Source organism: Mesorhizobium sp. WSM4989 (assembly GCF_029625795.1).
Classification (GTDB): Bacteria; Pseudomonadota; Alphaproteobacteria; order Rhizobiales; family Rhizobiaceae; genus Mesorhizobium.
Window position 1 is genome coordinate 1,885,912 of sequence record NZ_JARTVN010000002.1, and the last position, 16,551, is coordinate 1,902,462.

The window sequence follows — 16,551 nt, forward strand, 5'->3', positions numbered from 1 at the left end:
AGCGATGGCACGCATCGACGTCAACCACATCCGCCACTCCTACCTGACCAATCCAAAGAAGGATTCGGATTTCGCGCTGAAGGAAGTGCATCACACCTTCGAGGACGGCGGCGCCTATGCGCTGCTCGGGCCGTCCGGCTGCGGCAAGACCACCTTGCTCAACATCATCTCGGGGCTGCTCTATCCCTCGCACGGCCAGCTCCTGTTCAACGGCCGGAACGTGACCAATCTGTCGACGCAGGAGCGCAATATCGCCCAGGTGTTCCAATTCCCGGTCATCTACGACACCATGACCGTCTACGACAATCTGGCCTTTCCGCTGCGCAACCGCCGCGTGCCGGAGGCCGATGTCGACCGCAAGGTGCGCGAGACGCTCGACATGATCGATCTCGCCTCGATGGCGAACCGGAAGGCGCGCCGGCTGACCGCCGACCAGAAGCAGAAGATCTCGCTCGGTCGAGGACTAGTGCGCTCGGACGTCAACGCCATCCTGTTCGACGAGCCGCTCACCGTCATCGATCCGCATATGAAATGGGTGCTGCGTTCGCAGCTGAAGCAGCTGCATCGCCGGTTTGGTTACACCATGGTCTATGTCACGCACGACCAGACCGAAGCGCTGACTTTCGCCGACCGCGTCGTGGTCATGTATGACGGCGAGATCGTGCAGATCGGCACGCCGGCCGAGCTGTTCGAGCGGCCGCGCCACACCTTCGTCGGCTATTTCATCGGTTCGCCGGGCATGAATGTGCTCCCGGTTGCGCTCGAAGGCAGGACGGCGTTGCTCGGCTCGCAGCGCATCGAACTGCCGGGCGCACCCAAGGCCGAAGCCGGTCCCGTCGAGCTCGGCATCCGTCCCGAATATGTCCGGCTCGGCCGCGAAGGCATGGCGGTTTCCGTCAGCAAGGTCGAGGATGTTGGCCGCCACAAGGTGGTTCGCGCCAATCTCGAGGGCAAAGAGATCGCCGCCGTCATCGGCGAGGACGATGAGGTGCCGACCGAACCCAGGGTCCGCTTCGATCCGGCCGGCATCAACATCTATGCCGATTCATGGCGCGTCGAGATGGGGGCGTAGATGGAAAAGACCTGGAACAACAAAGCCTGGTTCCTCGTCCTGCCGGTGTTGGTGCTGGTGGCCTTCTCGGCCGTCATTCCGCTGATGACCGTCGTCAACTATTCGGTGCAGGACACGTTCGGCAACAATGTCTTCTTCTGGGCCGGCACCGAGTGGTTCGAGGAGTTGCTGGCGTCCGACCGCTTCTGGGAAGCGATGGCGCGCAACCTGATCTTCTCCTTCATCATCCTGGCGATCGAGGTGCCGCTCGGCATCTTCATCGCGCTCAACATGCCGAAGAAGGGATGGGGCGTGCCGGTCTGCCTGGTGCTGATGGCGCTGCCGCTACTCATCCCATGGAACGTTGTCGGCACGATCTGGCAGGTGTTCGGCCGCAACGACATTGGCCTGCTCGGCTACTACGTCAACGCATTCGGCATCGACTACAACTATGTCCAGGATCCGATCGACGCGTGGGTCACCGTCATCATCATGGACGTGTGGCACTGGACGAGCCTGGTCGTGCTGCTCTGCTATGCCGGCCTGGTTTCGATCCCGGACGCCTTCTACCAGGCGGCCAAGATCGACGGCGCCTCGCGCTGGGCGGTGTTCCGCTACATCCAGTTGCCGAAGATGCAGCGCGTGCTGCTGATCGCGGTGCTGCTGCGCTTCATGGACTCCTTCATGATCTATACCGAGCCCTTCGTCGTCACCGGCGGCGGTCCCGGCAATTCGACCACGTTCCTGTCGATCGACCTCGTCAAGATGGCGCTCGGTCAGTTCGATCTCGGTCCGGCGGCGGCCATGTCGCTGGTCTATTTCCTGATCATCCTGTTGTTGTCGTGGGTGTTCTACACCGTGATGACCAACTACGACGCGGAGCGCTGAGATGGCGAGCGCAAACGAGACGACACGCGTAAGCGAAGCGGCGGTCACCGAGGTAGGCAGCACCCTTTCGCAGGACGAGGTGGCGAAGCTGATGCGGCGCCGGGGCGAGGAATCGCGCTGGTGGTGGATTGTGCCGACACTCTACATCGTCGTGCTGCTGCTGCCGATCTACTGGCTCATCAACATGAGCTTCAAGACCAATGCGGAGATCGTCTCGTCGCTGACGTTGTTCCCGCACAATCCGACGCTGGCAAACTACCGCACCATCTTCACCGATGCGTCCTGGTATTCGGGCTACATCAATTCGATCACCTATGTGGTGATGAACATGGTGATCTCGGTGGCCGTGGCGCTGCCCGCGGCGTACGCCTTCTCGCGCTACCGCTTCCTCGGCGACAAGCACCTGTTCTTCTGGCTGTTGACGAACCGCATGGCGCCGCCGGCGGTGTTCGCCCTGCCGTTCTTCCAGCTCTATTCGGCCTTCGGCCTGATCGACACGCATATCGCGGTGGCGCTGGCGCACTGTCTGTTCAACGTGCCGCTGGCGGTGTGGATCCTGGAAGGCTTCATGTCCGGGGTGCCGAAGGAGATCGACGAGACCGCCTATATCGACGGCTATTCCTTCCCGCGCTTCTTCGTAAAGATCTTCATGCCGCTGATCGCGAGCGGCATCGGTGTCGCCTGCTTCTTCTGCTTCATGTTCTCTTGGGTGGAGCTTTTGATCGCCCGAACGCTGACGACGACCGACGCCAAGCCGATCGCGGCCACCATGACCCGCACCGTCTCGGCCGCCGGCATGGACTGGGGGCTGCTCGCCGCAGCCGGCGTGCTGACGCTGATCCCCGGCGCGCTCGTGATCTGGTTTGTGCGCAACTATATCGCCAAGGGCTTCGCCCTGGGGAGGGTGTGATCGATGAACCTCGACTTCTCCTGGATGGCGTGGACGTTGCCGACAGCGGCTTTCTTCGGAACCGTATTGCTGCTGCTGGTCGGCATGGCGGCCTGGGAATATGCCTCGCCCGGCGGCAATCCGCGGGTCGGGATCCTGCGCTTCGAAACGACGCGCGGCGACCGCCTCTTCCTGTCGCTGCTCGGCAGCGCCTTTATCCATCTCGCTTGGCTGGGTCTCGTTGGACCCAACCTGTGGTGGGCTCTCGCTCTCTCCGTGGTCTACGCGATCGGCGTATTCCGATACGTATAGAGGGGGAAATAGTTGGAGCGGCCGCGTGCCGGCAGCCGCTCCAGATCGCACTTGCAACCTAAGACTGGAGGAAACACATGCGACGGCAAATTTTTACATCAACGACAGCCATTGCACTATTGCTGGGCGTAGGTAACGCCTATGCCGGTATGGACGAGGCAAAAGCCTTTCTCGACAAGGAGATAGGTGATCTGTCGACGCTTTCGCGCGCCGATCAGGAAAAGGAAATGCAGTGGTTCATCGACGCAGCCAAGCCGTTTGCCGGCATGGACATCAAGGTCGTGTCGGAAACCATCGCCACCCATTCCTATGAATCGCAGGTGCTGGCGCCGGCCTTCTCGGCCATCACCGGCATCAAGGTCACCCACGACACGATCCAGGAAGGTGATGTGGTCGAGAAGATCCAGACCCAGATGCAGACCGGTCAGAACCTCTATGACGGCTGGGTCAACGACTCCGACCTGATCGGCACGCACTGGCGCTACCAGCAGGTGCGCAACCTGACCGACTGGATGGAAGGCGACGGCAAGGACGTCACCAATCCGAATCTCGACCTGAAGGACTTCATCGGCACCTCGTTCACGACGGCGCCCGACAAGAAGCTCTATCAACTGCCGGACCAGCAGTTCGCGAACCTCTACTGGTTCCGCTACGACTGGTTCAACGACGAGAAGAACAAGGCCGACTTCAAGGCCAAGTACGGCTACGACCTCGGCGTTCCCGTCAACTGGTCGGCCTATGAGGACATCGCCGCGTTCTTCACCGGCCGCGAAATCGATGGCAAGAAGGTCTACGGCCACATGGACTACGGCAAGAAGGACCCATCGCTCGGCTGGCGGTTCACCGACGCCTGGCTGTCCATGGCCGGCAACGGCGACAAGGGCATTCCGAACGGCCTGCCGGTCGACGAATGGGGCATCAAGGTCGACGAGAATTCGCGGCCCGTGGGCTCCTGCACCGCGCGCGGCGGCGACACGAATGGTCCGGCTGCCGTCTACTCGATCCAGAAATACCTCGACTGGCTGAAGGCTTACGCTCCGGCCGAAGCGCAGGGCATGACCTTCTCCGAATCCGGCCCGGTTCCGGCGCAGGGTGGGGTGGCCCAGCAGATCTTCTGGTACACCGCTTTCACCGCCTCGATGGTCGACGCCAGCGCCAAGGCGGTGCTGAACGACGACGGCACGCCGAAGTGGCGCATGGCGCCGTCGCCGCACGGCGTCTACTGGAAGGACGGCATGAAGCTCGGCTACCAGGACGTGGGTTCCTGGACGCTGATGAAGTCGACGCCGACCGACCGCGCCAAGGCCGCCTGGCTTTACGCCCAGTTCGTCACCTCAAAGACCGTCGACGTGAAGAAGAGCCATGTCGGCCTGACCTTCATCCGCGAGAGCACGATCCACGACAAGAGCTTCACCGAGCGCGCTCCGAAGCTCGGCGGCCTGATCGAGTTCTACCGCTCGCCGGCCCGCGTGCAGTGGTCGCCGACCGGCACCAACGTGCCCGACTATCCGAAGCTCGCTCAGCTTTGGTGGCAGGCGATTGGCGATGCGTCGTCGGGCGCCAAGACCGCGCAGGAAGCGATGGACTCGCTTTGCGCCGAGCAGGAAAAGGTCATGAGCCGCATCGAAAAGTCGGGCGTCCAGGGCGATATCGGCCCGAAGATGGCCGAAGAGCATGATCTCGAATACTGGAACAAGGACGCGGTCTCGAAGGGCAACCTTGCGCCGCAGTTGAAGATCGAGAACGAAAAGGAAAAGCCGATCACCATCAACTACGACGAGTTGGTGAAGAGCTGGCAGCAGCAGTAACTGCATGACGCAGGCCCGCGAGCCTGTGTAGGAAATGCAGGGGAGGCGGCTTGGCCGTCTCCCCTGTTGCATGAGAAGTGGAGGGACGGAATGAGCGGTTTTGTGCTGGCCATCGACCAGGGAACGACCTCGACCAGGGCGATCGTCTTCGACAGCGAAATGAAAGTCGCCGGCACGGGCCAGCAGGAATTCACGCAGCATTATCCGGCTTCCGGCTGGGTCGAGCATGATCCGGAAGACATTTGGGCAAGCGTGCTCGCGACAGTGAAGGCGGCGCTGAAGGTTGCCGGTTGCGCAGCATCGGATATGGCCGCGATCGGCATCACCAACCAGCGCGAGACGGTGGTCATCTGGGACAAGGCGACGGGAAAACCGATCCACAACGCGATTGTGTGGCAGGACAGACGAACCGCGCCGCTTTGCCAGAAGCTCAAGAAGCAAGGGCTGGAGAAGACGTTCACGAAAAAGACCGGGTTGCTGCTCGATCCCTATTTTTCCGGCACCAAGATCGCCTGGATGCTGGACAAGGTGAAGGGCGCGAGAAAGCGCGCCGAGAAAGGCGAATTGCTCGCCGGCACGATCGACAGTTTTCTCATCTGGCGCCTGACCGGCGGCAAGGTACACGCCACCGATGCCACCAACGCCTCGCGCACGCTGGTCTACAACATCGAGAAGAATGTCTGGGACGACGAGCTGCTGTCCATCCTGAACATACCGGCCGCGGTCCTGCCGCAGGTGAAGGACTGCGCCGATGATTTCGGTGTCACAGAAAAGAGCCTTTTCGGCGCCGAGATGAGGATTCTCGGGGTCGCCGGCGACCAGCACGCAGCGACCATCGGCCAGGCCTGTTTCGAGCCGGGCATGATGAAGTCCACCTACGGCACCGGCTGCTTCGCGCTGCTGAACACCGGCGCCGATCTGGTGCGCTCGAAGAACCGGCTCTTGACCACCATCGCCTATCGGTTGAACGGCAAGACCACCTATGCGCTGGAGGGCTCGATCTTCATTGCGGGTGCCGCCGTGCAATGGCTGCGCGACGGCATCAAGGTGATCGGCAAGGCCGAGCAGAGCGGCGCGCTGGCGGCGACCGCCGATCCGGCGCAACAAGTCTATCTGGTGCCGGCCTTTGTCGGCCTGGGCGCGCCGCACTGGGACGCGGATGCCCGCGGCGCGATCTTCGGCCTGACGCGCAATTCAGGCCCGGCCGAGTTCGCGCGCGCGGCGCTCGAATCCGTCGCCTTCCAGACGCGCGACCTGCTCGACGCCATGCGCAAGGATTGGAAGGGCGCTTCCGCCAAGACCGTGCTGCGGGTCGACGGCGGCATGGTCGCATCGGATTGGACCATGCAGAGGTTGGCCGACATCCTCGACGCGCCGGTCGATCGGCCGACCATCCTGGAAACGACCGCGCTGGGTGCCGCCTGGCTTGCCGGATCCAAAGCCGGCGTGTGGCCGAAGGCGAAGGAGTTTGCCAAGACCTGGGCTCTCGATAAGCGCTTCAAGCCGGATATGGACGCCGCCACCCGTTCCGCCAAGCTGAGTGGCTGGCGCGACGCAGTGCGCAGGACGCTGAGTGTGCAATGAGGGGCGCGGGAGACACGGCAAGGCGAGGGGGCATGAAGCATCCGGACTGGTACCCCGCATGGCGTGACGAGGCTTTCGACCAACTGAACGCCAAGAACCATCGTTTGGAGGATGAATTCCGCCTCGGCAGCTGGCAGCGCTACGACTATGACTTAACCACCGGAAAACTGCTTTTTTCGGCAGATGGTGTCGTCAAGGTGGTCGCTCACATACAGATTGCCGGCTCTACAAGCGCCAAGGCGGACAACTGGCTATGGGCTTGGGCAAATTCAAATTTGCCGGGCGATCTTCTCAGCGACGCCAAACTGGTTCGGTCATTCGGCGAGGAGAAGGGCATAGACGAACTGGCGCAGGCTTATGTGCTCGACGTGGCCGATGACCTCGAAGCGCTTGGTTGGGGACTGACCGGTGCCATGGTTCGGATTTGCAACGCGCTCGGAGCCTATCGCTCACCCCGAGGGGAAGGCGGGGGCCTGTACCTGATATTGAAAAGCGTCAACTGGGCCAGCTGAACGAACAGAGAGCCCGTGCCTTGCGACACGGGCTCGGTCAACGACCCTGGATACTGACTGGAGGCTGTCAGTAGGGCGAAACGCACTGCTGACGCGGGCCGTTGTAGGGCTGGAAAGTGTTGTCCGAGGCGCGATAAGACCGATAACGGTCATAGCACCACTGCACATGCGCATCGCCGCCACGATAGACGCGGTTCTGGCTGTTGATGATGGCGCCGGTAATCAGCGCGCCGGTGGCGAAGGCAGCGAGCGGGAACCAATAATCGCCATGCCGGCGATAGCCGCGGCGATATTCACGGTAGCCGCGATGGCCATTCCAGTAGACGACGCCGTCGCGACGCGAGAAATCGCGGTTGAAGCTGCGGTGTCGTCTCCAATCCCGATACTGCACGGTCTGGACATCCGACCAGAGGCCCTGGGATTGTGGCACATAAGCTGGCTGAGCGTTGACCGGCACCACCTCCGCCGCGATGAACGACGCCGAGAGGGCGGCTGCCATCAGGCCTGATGCGATCCTTTTCATCGATGTACTCCTCAAGGGTTTGGTAATCGTCCCTGTGTTGCGAAACGGGTCTGGGTTGCAATGGTTCCCGCTTCCCCATCAACCTGTTGTTATCGTAGGGCTTTCTGAAGCAGCCCGGGTCCGGGTGATTGGCGGAGGCACCGAAAGCTTCTCCCGGGCATCTTAACCGCTCCTTTGGAATCCGTTCAAAATCCGCCTTGGAAGCTGGTGTTTTTCCGGTTGACCGGTCGCGGCACTCTCCCTATGTTCCGCGCAATTTCGAGGGCGGTGTTTTGAGCCCGCGGGAGCGCGTAGCTCAGCCGGTAGAGCAACTGACTTTTAATCAGTAGGTCATGGGTTCGAATCCCATCGCGCTCACCAAATTTCCAACCCATTTCAACGAGATAAGGTTTCAACTTCGAGACGGCAGACCGCTTCTCACGCCCCGGCTTATCTGTGGCTGCCAGATTCGTGATTGGCACCGAGAAAGCCCGGCAGCCGAAACGACCCGACCAGGTGGCATTTGGTCTTCCTGTCTCGTTTCAGGACGGGAATGCTTGGCATCGGCTTTGCACCGCAGACATGGCCGGTTTGATCCCCGGCAGCTCGTCGGGCTTGAAGGCCGTTGTTGGGGGCCTCGCCCGGCGAGTTCTTCCCAAAGCGACCCTGTCGGCGCCGCTGCTGCCTTCCGCCTAGGCTCAACAGCCTTCCGTGAATTCTGACTGCCAGGTTCCGCAAGATCGCTTGCGGCGAGTCCCTCATGCTCGGTATGCGGCTTGCGCGGGCAGGACGGTTGCGCGATGCTGCCGTTGGGGAGTGGTGTCGCAATATCGATTCTGTGGAATCACCACTATGTTCGTTGACTACTATGAGCTGCTCGAGATCAGCCCGAACGCGAATTCGGAAACGATCGAGCGGATATTTCGTTACTTTGCCATGCGCTACCATCCCGACAATCGGGATACCGGCAATGAGTCACGCTTCAGCGAAATCGTAGAAGCCCATAATACGCTCAAGGATCCAGTCAAACGCGCCCAATACGATGTCCAGTATAGAGACCATCTGAGCGTTCGCCGCGAGCTCGCCGAAGAAGCCAGCGATGCCAAAGGGCTTGAACGGGACGTTGTCATCCAGGCCAAGCTGCTGTCGCTTCTCTATGTAAAACGTCGACAGGACGTCAACAATCCTGGCATCGGCGATGAAGAGCTCGAACGCTTGTCGGGCTGCCCGCGAGAACATCTGGAATTTCATCTTTGGTATCTGAAGGCAAAGAGCTGGATAGCAAGGATCGAAAACGGGATGTTCGCGATCACCGTAGACGGCATCGATCGCGCCAATTCAGAGCATCGCCGTGAAACCGTCGCAACCAGGCTGCTGGATCATGCAACTTGACGATGCCCTCTAATACTGCCGGCTGATCGGTTGCTTTTACATTCGCGAATGCTTGTGTTCGAATTCGCCGGGGCCATGGTTGCCCGGCGAGTAGGATCGATCCGGTGTGGGCCGGCCGCGCCATGCCTGGTTCCGTGCAACCTGGCAGGTAGCGTCAGGATGGCGGCCCAAGGGGAGGATAAATTGCCCGAGAAGAAGGTGATTGCCGTCAAAGACTGGACTTGCGCCATGAGTGACGAACTCGGCCGCGTGGCCCTGACCGTCAATCCGACAGACGGTGAGCCGATCCTGGTCTTGCTGACGATCTTTCAGGCGGCAAAGATGGGGCGCGAGCTGCAGTCGCCGAAACGCGTTCAGTTTTCCATCTAACTGGGGATCGAGACGTCGGCAAAGGCTGGAGCGGCACCCCAACCTTGTCGCCAGGCGGGGTGGCGGCTAAGCTCGATCCTTCCCGAAGGAGAGCTCGACCATGGCACTTGACCTTTCGGTGGATGCTTCAGCCGCTAAAGCGGCGACGCTGCCTGGCAAATATCTGTTTGGCCCGGTCGCCGATTTCCTCATGCTCGGCGGCAGCGCGTTTCTGATCCTGCCCATCCTGTTCCTGGTGCCGCTCGAATATGAAGGCCTCGTCGCTGCAACCATGGTCGTCGTGGCATATCTGGTCAACTACCCCCACTTCGCCCACTCGTACCAGATTTTCTATCGCAATTTCGGGCGCAAGGTGAGGGGCAACGGATACGAGAAGAGCCTGCAGCTTCGCTATATTTTCGCGGGCATCGTCGTCCCCCTGATCATGGCCGCGTTCTTTGCATATGGCGCGGCAAGGGCGGACACTCGGCTGCTGGGATACGCAGCCAACGCCATGTTCTTCTTCGTCGGTTGGCACTACGTCAAGCAAGGCTACGGCATGCTGATGGTCGACGCCGTGCTGAAGCGTAAATTCTTCGACGATCGTGACAAGAAGGTGCTGCTGGTCAACAGCTATGTCGTGTGGATCCTGGCATGGCTCCAGACGAACACGGCGGTGACCCAGGGGAAATATTACGGCCTGGAATATTACACATTCGCGGTCCCTTCCTGGATAACCAACATTGCCCTGCTGGCGGCCGTCGCCTCGACGGCGGCCACGGTTCTGATGCTGATCAACCGCTGGCACAGAAATGGTCATGCGCTGCCGTATAACGGCATCGTAGCCTATGTCGCGTCGCTCTATCTGTGGATCCTGATTGCGAGGATAAACCCGCTCTGGCTGCTAGTGGTGCCGGCGCTCCACTCGCTGCAGTATCTGGCCGTGGTCTGGCGCTACCAGACGAACGTCGAGCGCGACGTCGCGGATGCCGCACAAAATCCGCAACCGAAGGTACTGTCCTTTCTCGGACCTCTCTACAGGCTTAGGGTTCTGGGATTCATCGTCGGGGGTGGTGCGCTCGGATATCTCGGCTTCTGGCTTATGCCGATGGCGATGACTGCCTTGATCCCCTACGACAAGCAAGTCCTCGGGTCCTCGCTGTTCTTCTTCATCGTGCTGATCTTCATCAACGTGCACCACTATTTTCTGGACAACGTGATGTGGCGCCGAGGCAATCCTGAAGTGTCCAAATATTTGTTCCGCTAACGCTGAAGCCGCAGGTCGGAGCAGCAGCCGGGTTCACGCCACCAGCGACACGTTCCCGCCGGCATGGCGCTCGAGGCGTCCGGCGAGGTCGAGCTCCAACAGCACCATGGCGATCTGCGCGGCGCTCAAGCCTGTGTGGCGGATGATCTCGTCGACCGCGATCGGCGTCGGGCCGAGCGCTTCCAGCACGTCGGCGCGTTCGTCGTCGCCGGGCGGCGGCATTGCCGACAAGTCGGGCGCCTCGGCGAGCGGCATGGTCCTTGGCGGGCGAGTGCCAGCCAGCGGTGCCAGCGCGCCCAGAATGTCGGCCGCTTCGGTGACGAGCGTGGCGCCGTCCTTGAGCAGCGCATTGCTGCCGGCGGCACGCGGGTCGAGCGGCGAGCCCGGAACCGCGAAGACCAGTCGGCCCATCTCGCCGGCCAGCCTGGCGCTGATCAGCGAACCCGAGCGCTGTGCGGCTTCGACCACGACGAGCCCGAGCGCAATGCCGGCGACGAGGCGGTTGCGGCGCGGGAAATCCTGCGCTCGCGGCTGCCAGCCGAAGGGCATTTCCGAAACGATGGCGCCGCCGCGCTCGGCGATGTCGTCGCACAGACCGGCATTTTCCGGCGGGTAGGGCACATCGAGGCCGCCGGCCAGCACTCCGACCGTGCCGGTCGAAAGGCTCCCCTGATGCGCCGCGGTGTCGATGCCGCGTGCGAGGCCGGAGACGATGGCGTAGCCCTCGCGACCGAGGTCGCTCGCCAGCATTCTCGCCATCTTGATGCCGGCGAGCGAGGCGTTGCGGGCGCCGACGATCGCCACCGCAGGGAGACGGAACACCGCGCCTTCACCCTTCACCGCCAACAGCGGCGGCGGGTTGTCCAGGGTCTTCAGCAAAGCGGGATAGTCTGCTTCGCCGATGCCGACGAACCGGGCGCCGGCGCGCCGGGCCGCTTCCAACTCCGCCTCGGCTTCGCCGGCGGAGGGAATGCGAGCGATGCGGTTGGCGCCGCCCGAGATCATCAGCTCGGGCAGCATTTCGAGCGCGGCTTCGGCCGAGCCGAAGCGATTGATCAGTTCGCGAAAAGAGGCAGGGCCGACGTTCGGCGTGCGGATCAGGCGAAGCCAGGCAAGCCGTTGCCGCTCGCTAAGGCGCGGGCCGGTGACCGGAGCACTCACCCCTTCGCCCCGATCTTGCCCTCGGTGCCGGCGAGCAGCCGCGAGATGTTGGCGCGGTGCTTGACGAAGACGATCAGGCTCATCAGCGCGAACAGGCCGGCGATCTGAGGCGTGCTGATGAAGTAAAGCGCGATCGGCACGACCACCGTCGCCGCGAGCGCCGCGAGCGAGGAGTAGCGGAACAGGAAGGCCATGGCGAGCCAGACAACGGCGAAGACAACCATGCCCTGCCAGGCAAGCCCGAGCAGCACGCCGAGGTAGGTGGCGACGCCCTTGCCGCCCTTGAATCCTAGCCAGACCGGAAAGAGATGGCCGAGGAAAGCGCCGAAGCCGGCGAGCAGTCCGAAGTCCGGCGAGAAATGTCCGGCGATCAGCACTGCCGCGGTGCCCTTCAGCGCATCGAGCAGCAGCGTCGCAGCGGCGAGCCCCTTGTTGCCGGTGCGCAGCACATTGGTCGCGCCGATGTTGCCTGAACCGATCTGGCGGACATCGCCGAGACCGGCCGCGCGGGTAATCAAAAGCCCGAACGGGATCGAGCCGAGCAGGTATCCGAAGATCAGTGCGAGCCCGTAACCCATTGTCCCCCACCTATTTCAGCCGATCCAGCTGCTTCCGGCTTTGGTCGATTGATGTTCAGGCCGAAAACACTGTGCGGCCCGCTACCATGGTTTGCAAGACTTTGCCCTGAAGGCGCGCGCCTTCGAAACAGGTGTTCTTCGACCGCGAGTGCAGGCCGCTCTCGCTGACGATCCAGGGCTCGTCAAGATCGACCAGCGCAAGATCGGCCGCGGCACCCGGCTTCAGCGTGCCGCCGGGCAGGCCGAACAGTCTTGCCGGCGCGGTGGACAGGGTCTCAACCAGCCTGAGCAGCGGCACATCGCCATTGTGGTAGAGCCGAAGTGCTGCGCCAAGCAGCGTCTCCAGCCCGATCGCCCCGGCGGCGGCATCCGCGAAAGGCAGTCGCTTGGTATCGACATCCTGCGGGTCGTGCGAGGAGACGATGAGATCGATCGTGCCGTCCTTGATCGCCTCGACCATCGCCATCCGGTCGTCCTCGGCGCGCAAGGGCGGGGTGAGCCGGAAGAAGGTGCGGTATTCGCCGACATCGTTCTCATTGAGCGACAGATTGTGGATGGCGACGCCCGCCGTGACATTGGCGCCGTCGGCCTTTGCCCGGCTCACCGCGCCAACCGCCATCGCAGTCGAGATCTTGGCGGCGTGATAGGCGCCGCCGGTCAGCCGCGCCAGCGCCAGGTCCCGCTCCAGCGGGATGAGCTCGGCCTCGCGCGGGATGCCGGAAAGGCCGAGCCAGCTCGCATAAAGGCCCTCGTTCATCACGCCGGCCGAGGCAAGGTCGGCATCCTGGGTTTCATGCGCGATTACGCTACCGAAATCGCGGGCATAAGTCAGCGCGCGGCGCATGACCAAGGCGTTGGCGATCGTGTGTCGACCATCGGTGAAGGCCACGGCGCCGGCTTCGCGCAGCAGGCCGAACTCGGTCATCTCGCGGCCGTCGAGACCCTTGGTGATTGCCGCCGCTGGGAAGATGTTGACGCTTGCGGTGTCCCTTGCCGTGCGCAGCACGAATTCGACCAGCGCCACATTGTCGATCACCGGATTGGTGTCAGGCATCATGACGATGGAGGTGACGCCGCCGACTGCCGCAGCGACGCTTGCCGAGGCGATGGTCTCGCGGTGCTCACCGCCGGGTTCGCCGATGAAGACGCGGGCATCGATGAGACCCGGAATAATCGTCTTGCCGGCGCAGTCGATGACGACAGCGCCTTCGGGCGCGCCCTGGTTCAGCGCCGCCTTGCCGGCGGCGACGATCCGGCGGCCGTCGACGATTACCGCACCGATCTCGTCGACACCGCGCGAGGGGTCGACGATGCGGGCCTTGTTGAAGACCGTCACGCTCATGCGCCGCGTCCCTCCTGGTTGCGACGCGGGTCTAACAGCGCTTGCATAACCGCCATGCGCACGGCTACGCCCATCTCGACCTGTTCCTGGATGACGCTCTGCGGCCCGTCGGCGATCTCCGAGGCGATCTCGACGCCGCGGTTCATCGGCCCGGGATGCATGACCAGCGCATCCTCCTTGGCCGCTTTCAGCTTCTCGGCGTCGAGGCCGAAATAGCGGAAATATTCGCGGATCGACGGCACGAAGGCGCCTTCCATGCGCTCGCGCTGCAGGCGCAGCATCATCACGACGTCGGCGTCCTTCAGTCCTTCCGCCATCGAGCGCGACACGATCACGCCCATCCTGTCGATGCCCGCGGGCAGCAGCGTGGAGGGTGCGACCACCCGCACCTGCGCGCCGAGCGCGTTCAAGAGCATGATGTTGGAGCGGGCGACGCGCGAATGCAGAATGTCGCCGCAGATCGCCACGATCAGCTTCGACAGCGGTCCCTTGGCGCGGCGTATGGTCAGCGCGTCGAGCAGCGCCTGCGTCGGGTGCTCATGCGCGCCGTCGCCGGCGTTGACCACCGAGCAGCCGACCTTTTGCGCCAGAAGCGCTGCCGCGCCCGCCGACTGATGGCGGATGATCAGGATATCCGGACGCATGGCGTTGAGCGTCATGGCGGTGTCGATCAGGGTCTCGCCCTTCTTCACCGAAGAGCTCGCCACCGACATGTTCATGACGTCGGCCCCGAGCCGTTTTCCGGCGAGCTCGAAGGACGATTGCGTGCGGGTCGAGGCCTCGTAGAAGAGGTTGATTTGTGTCCGGCCGCGCAGCGTCGAGGTCTTCTTTTCAGATTGCCGCGAGATCGAGACGGCCCGGTCGGCGCGATCGAGCAACAGCTCGATATCAGCGGGGGAAAGATCGCGGATGCCTAGAAGATGGCGGTGAGGGAACAGCGGCAGGGACGAAGCGTCGGTCATCTCAAGGCGCTGCTATAGGGTGCGGTCCGGCCAGCCGCAAGCGCCAGCTTTGGATTGCGCGCGTTCTCCCCGGTATTTTCGTCGCGCGCCTTGCATTGCTTGGCTATAAGGCCCGATGGCTTCGGATTCGCGACCGCGGCCTTGAGATGGTAAGGACCTCTCTGCCAACTGAAGGATTGGGCGTGACCGACGAGGTGATCAACCAGCCGCCGCCACTGAGGGGCGGCAACGCATGGCGGGGCGATCCGTTGCTCATCCAGCTTGCCGAGCGTTTTTCCGATTCCGTCCGCAAGGATCTGGACGGGCTCGGCAGGTTCGTCATGACGCAGGAAGCACAGGAACTTGCCCGGCTCGCCAACACCGACACACCGAAGCTCAGGACGCATGACCGCCAGGGCCGACGCGTCGATCTGGTCGAGTTTCATCCCGCTTATCACGCGCTCATGCGACGCTCGGTTGCCGGCGGCCTGCATTCCTCGGTTTGGGAAAACGGCGATGCCGAGATCGGCCGCCGGCATCAGGTGAGGGCGGCGCGCTTCTACCTGACCGCGGAGCTCGAGACCGGACATCTTTGCCCCATCACCATGACCAGCGCTTCGCTGGCGGCGCTGATGGCGAGCCCAAAGCTGTTCCGCGAATGGGCGCCGCGCGTGACAACGCGCAAATACGACCAGAGCCAGAAGCCGCCGGTGCAAAAGACCGGGCTTACCCTCGGCATGGGAATGACCGAGAAACAGGGCGGCACCGACGTGCGCGCCAATGTCACAAAGGCCGAGCGCGCGGGAAACGGCTTCTATCGGCTGACCGGGCATAAATGGTTCATGTCGGCGCCGATGTCCGACGCCTTTCTCGTGCTCGGCCAGGTGCCGGAAGGGCTTTCATGCTTCCTGGTTCCGCGCATTCTGGGCGACGGCTCGGGCAATGGCTTCCGTTTCCAGCGCCTGAAGGACAAGCTCGGCAACCGCTCCAACGCCTCGTCGGAGGTCGAGTTCGCCAATGCCATCGGCGAGATGGTCGGCGAGCCGGGCGCCGGGATCAAGACGATCATGGACATGGTCACGCTGACCAGGCTCGACTGCGCCGTCGCTTCGTCAGCGCTCATGCGCGCCGGGCTGGCCGAAGCCGTCCACCACGTGCGCCATCGCCAGGTGTTCGGCACCAGTCTGGTCGATCAACCGCTGATGCAGCGGGTCCTTGCCGACATGGCGCTCGACGTTGCCGCCGCGACGGCGCTGTCGTTCCGGCTGGCGCGTTCCTTCGACGAGGCGGCGAGCGATCGCGGCGAGGCGGCCTTTGCACGCGCCATGACGCCGGTGGTCAAATACTGGGTATGCAAGATCGCACCGGCCTTGCTTTACGAGGCGATGGAGTGCCTCGGCGGCAACGGCTATGTGGAGGAAGCGCCGCTTGCTCGCTATTACCGTGAGGCTCCGGTCAACGCGATCTGGGAAGGCTCCGGCAACGTCATGGCGCTCGACGTGCTGCGTGTGCTTGGCCGCGCGCCAGGCCTGTTCGAGGAGGTGCTGGCCGGCATCGACCGCGACCTCGGCGCCGGCGGGCGGGGCACCATCAGCGTGCTCAATGCGGCCATGCAGGTGGCTTCGACCGACCAGGGCTCTGCTCGCCTGCTGACCGAACAGCTGGCGCTTTCGGCGGCGGCGGCGGAGCTGCGCCGGCTGGGGGCAGGGCGGATCGCCGACGCCTTCGTCGAAACAAGACTCGGCGGCCAATGGCGCACCACCTACGGCATGCTCGATTCGCGCCATGACGCGCGCATGATCATCGACACGCTTTACCCGCCGCTGAATTGAGCGGCCTGAAAGGCGTTCGATCGCCGGCCTGTGGATTGCCGTTAACCTTAACGAATGGTTTCCGTTGCGGGGAGGCTTCGCGGAGCCCACTCTGTCCACCGGAGTAGGGAAATGTTAACCATGACGATCCCGTGCTCCCAGGCA

At 62.9% G+C, this 16,551-nt stretch carries 16 protein-coding genes and 1 tRNA gene; 12 read left to right on the plus strand and 5 right to left on the minus strand.

What is annotated here, in order from left to right:
- Positions 1-4 precede the first annotated feature (4 nt).
- The 7 genes from P9217_RS21855 (at position 5) to P9217_RS21885 (ending at position 7,044) form a co-directional block, all read left to right on the plus strand.
- Positions 5-1,072, plus strand: coding sequence for an ABC transporter ATP-binding protein (locus P9217_RS21855; protein ID WP_095825325.1), 1,068 nt, complete (start codon positions 5-7; stop codon positions 1,070-1,072).
- On the plus strand, positions 1,073-1,939 hold the full coding sequence (locus P9217_RS21860) for a sugar ABC transporter permease (protein ID WP_066992534.1): 867 nt from the start codon (positions 1,073-1,075) through the stop codon (positions 1,937-1,939). It begins immediately after the preceding gene.
- 1 nt (position 1,940) lies between these two features.
- On the plus strand, positions 1,941-2,849 hold the full coding sequence (locus P9217_RS21865; protein ID WP_066992537.1) for a carbohydrate ABC transporter permease: 909 nt from the start codon (positions 1,941-1,943) through the stop codon (positions 2,847-2,849).
- Between the two features lie 3 nt (positions 2,850-2,852).
- Complete coding sequence (locus P9217_RS21870) at positions 2,853-3,140, plus strand: DUF2160 domain-containing protein (protein ID WP_067319787.1); 288 nt, start codon at positions 2,853-2,855, stop codon at positions 3,138-3,140.
- Positions 3,141-3,217: 77 nt separating this feature from the next.
- Positions 3,218-4,948: an ABC transporter substrate-binding protein gene (locus P9217_RS21875; protein ID WP_066992542.1), complete on the plus strand. Its 1,731-nt coding sequence runs from the start codon at positions 3,218-3,220 to the stop codon at positions 4,946-4,948.
- 90 nt (positions 4,949-5,038) lie between these two features.
- On the plus strand, positions 5,039-6,532 hold the full coding sequence (glpK, locus tag P9217_RS21880) for a glycerol kinase GlpK (protein WP_095825326.1): 1,494 nt from the start codon (positions 5,039-5,041) through the stop codon (positions 6,530-6,532).
- A 32-nt stretch (positions 6,533-6,564) separates the two neighbouring features.
- A complete protein-coding gene (locus P9217_RS21885) occupies positions 6,565-7,044 on the plus strand; it encodes a DUF6882 domain-containing protein (protein ID WP_067319793.1) in 480 nt (159 codons plus the stop codon).
- A 67-nt stretch (positions 7,045-7,111) separates the two neighbouring features.
- Here the strand turns inward: P9217_RS21885 and P9217_RS21890 are convergent, their stop codons facing one another.
- A complete protein-coding gene (locus P9217_RS21890) occupies positions 7,112-7,567 on the minus strand; it encodes a BA14K family protein (protein WP_095777749.1) in 456 nt (151 codons plus the stop codon).
- Between the two features lie 284 nt (positions 7,568-7,851).
- Between P9217_RS21890 and P9217_RS21895 the strand changes: the two genes are divergently transcribed.
- The 4 genes from P9217_RS21895 (at position 7,852) to P9217_RS21910 (ending at position 10,553) form a co-directional block, all read left to right on the plus strand.
- Positions 7,852-7,927 (plus strand) — tRNA-Lys (locus P9217_RS21895).
- A 471-nt stretch (positions 7,928-8,398) separates the two neighbouring features.
- Entirely contained in the window at positions 8,399-8,938 is a 540-nt protein-coding gene (locus tag P9217_RS21900; protein WP_067319800.1) for a J domain-containing protein, read from the plus strand.
- Between the two features lie 183 nt (positions 8,939-9,121).
- On the plus strand, positions 9,122-9,307 hold the full coding sequence (locus P9217_RS21905; protein WP_066992556.1) for a hypothetical protein: 186 nt from the start codon (positions 9,122-9,124) through the stop codon (positions 9,305-9,307).
- Between the two features lie 100 nt (positions 9,308-9,407).
- On the plus strand, positions 9,408-10,553 hold the full coding sequence (locus P9217_RS21910; protein WP_095800784.1) for a hypothetical protein: 1,146 nt from the start codon (positions 9,408-9,410) through the stop codon (positions 10,551-10,553).
- A gap of 33 nt (positions 10,554-10,586) precedes the next feature.
- On the opposite strand, the gene dprA is transcribed toward P9217_RS21910, so the two are convergent.
- The 4 genes from dprA to P9217_RS21930 are packed head-to-tail and all read right to left on the minus strand — an operon-like array spanning position 10,587 to position 14,596.
- Entirely contained in the window at positions 10,587-11,714 is a 1,128-nt protein-coding gene (gene dprA, locus P9217_RS21915) for a DNA-processing protein DprA (RefSeq protein WP_095825355.1), read from the minus strand.
- On the minus strand, positions 11,711-12,292 hold the full coding sequence (gene plsY, locus P9217_RS21920) for a glycerol-3-phosphate 1-O-acyltransferase PlsY (protein ID WP_067319814.1): 582 nt from the start codon (positions 12,290-12,292) through the stop codon (positions 11,711-11,713). The genes dprA and plsY overlap by 4 nt, the downstream gene beginning before the upstream one ends.
- Positions 12,293-12,347: 55 nt before the next feature.
- Positions 12,348-13,634, minus strand: a complete 1,287-nt coding sequence (locus P9217_RS21925; protein WP_278087501.1) for a dihydroorotase — start codon at positions 13,632-13,634, stop codon at positions 12,348-12,350.
- Positions 13,631-14,596, minus strand: a complete 966-nt coding sequence (locus tag P9217_RS21930; protein WP_095777744.1) for an aspartate carbamoyltransferase catalytic subunit — start codon at positions 14,594-14,596, stop codon at positions 13,631-13,633. The genes P9217_RS21925 and P9217_RS21930 overlap by 4 nt, the downstream gene beginning before the upstream one ends.
- Before the next feature lie 182 nt (positions 14,597-14,778).
- On the opposite strand from P9217_RS21930, the gene P9217_RS21935 reads away from it, so the two are divergent.
- Entirely contained in the window at positions 14,779-16,407 is a 1,629-nt protein-coding gene (locus P9217_RS21935) for a DNA alkylation response protein (RefSeq protein WP_278087502.1), read from the plus strand.
- Positions 16,408-16,551: the final 144 nt, after the last annotated feature.

Excerpts from the sequence above, each read along its gene's own strand:
- glpK (WP_095825326.1), top strand. The coding sequence starts at position 5,039 with ATGAGCGGTTTTGTGCTGGCCATCGACCAGGGAACGACCTCGACCAGG.
- plsY (WP_067319814.1), bottom strand. The coding sequence starts at position 12,292 with ATGGGTTACGGGCTCGCACTGATCTTCGGATACCTGCTCGGCTCGATC.
- P9217_RS21910 (WP_095800784.1), top strand. The coding sequence starts at position 9,408 with ATGGCACTTGACCTTTCGGTGGATGCTTCAGCCGCTAAAGCGGCGACG.
- P9217_RS21855 (WP_095825325.1), top strand. The coding sequence starts at position 5 with ATGGCACGCATCGACGTCAACCACATCCGCCACTCCTACCTGACCAAT.
- P9217_RS21865 (WP_066992537.1), top strand. The coding sequence starts at position 1,941 with ATGGCGAGCGCAAACGAGACGACACGCGTAAGCGAAGCGGCGGTCACC.
- P9217_RS21890 (WP_095777749.1), bottom strand. The coding sequence starts at position 7,567 with ATGAAAAGGATCGCATCAGGCCTGATGGCAGCCGCCCTCTCGGCGTCG.
- P9217_RS21930 (WP_095777744.1), bottom strand. The coding sequence starts at position 14,596 with ATGACCGACGCTTCGTCCCTGCCGCTGTTCCCTCACCGCCATCTTCTA.
- P9217_RS21925 (WP_278087501.1), bottom strand. The coding sequence starts at position 13,634 with ATGAGCGTGACGGTCTTCAACAAGGCCCGCATCGTCGACCCCTCGCGC.
- P9217_RS21860 (WP_066992534.1), top strand. The coding sequence starts at position 1,073 with ATGGAAAAGACCTGGAACAACAAAGCCTGGTTCCTCGTCCTGCCGGTG.
- P9217_RS21870 (WP_067319787.1), top strand. The coding sequence starts at position 2,853 with ATGAACCTCGACTTCTCCTGGATGGCGTGGACGTTGCCGACAGCGGCT.
- P9217_RS21885 (WP_067319793.1), top strand. The coding sequence starts at position 6,565 with ATGAAGCATCCGGACTGGTACCCCGCATGGCGTGACGAGGCTTTCGAC.
- P9217_RS21900 (WP_067319800.1), top strand. The coding sequence starts at position 8,399 with ATGTTCGTTGACTACTATGAGCTGCTCGAGATCAGCCCGAACGCGAAT.
- P9217_RS21875 (WP_066992542.1), top strand. The coding sequence starts at position 3,218 with ATGCGACGGCAAATTTTTACATCAACGACAGCCATTGCACTATTGCTG.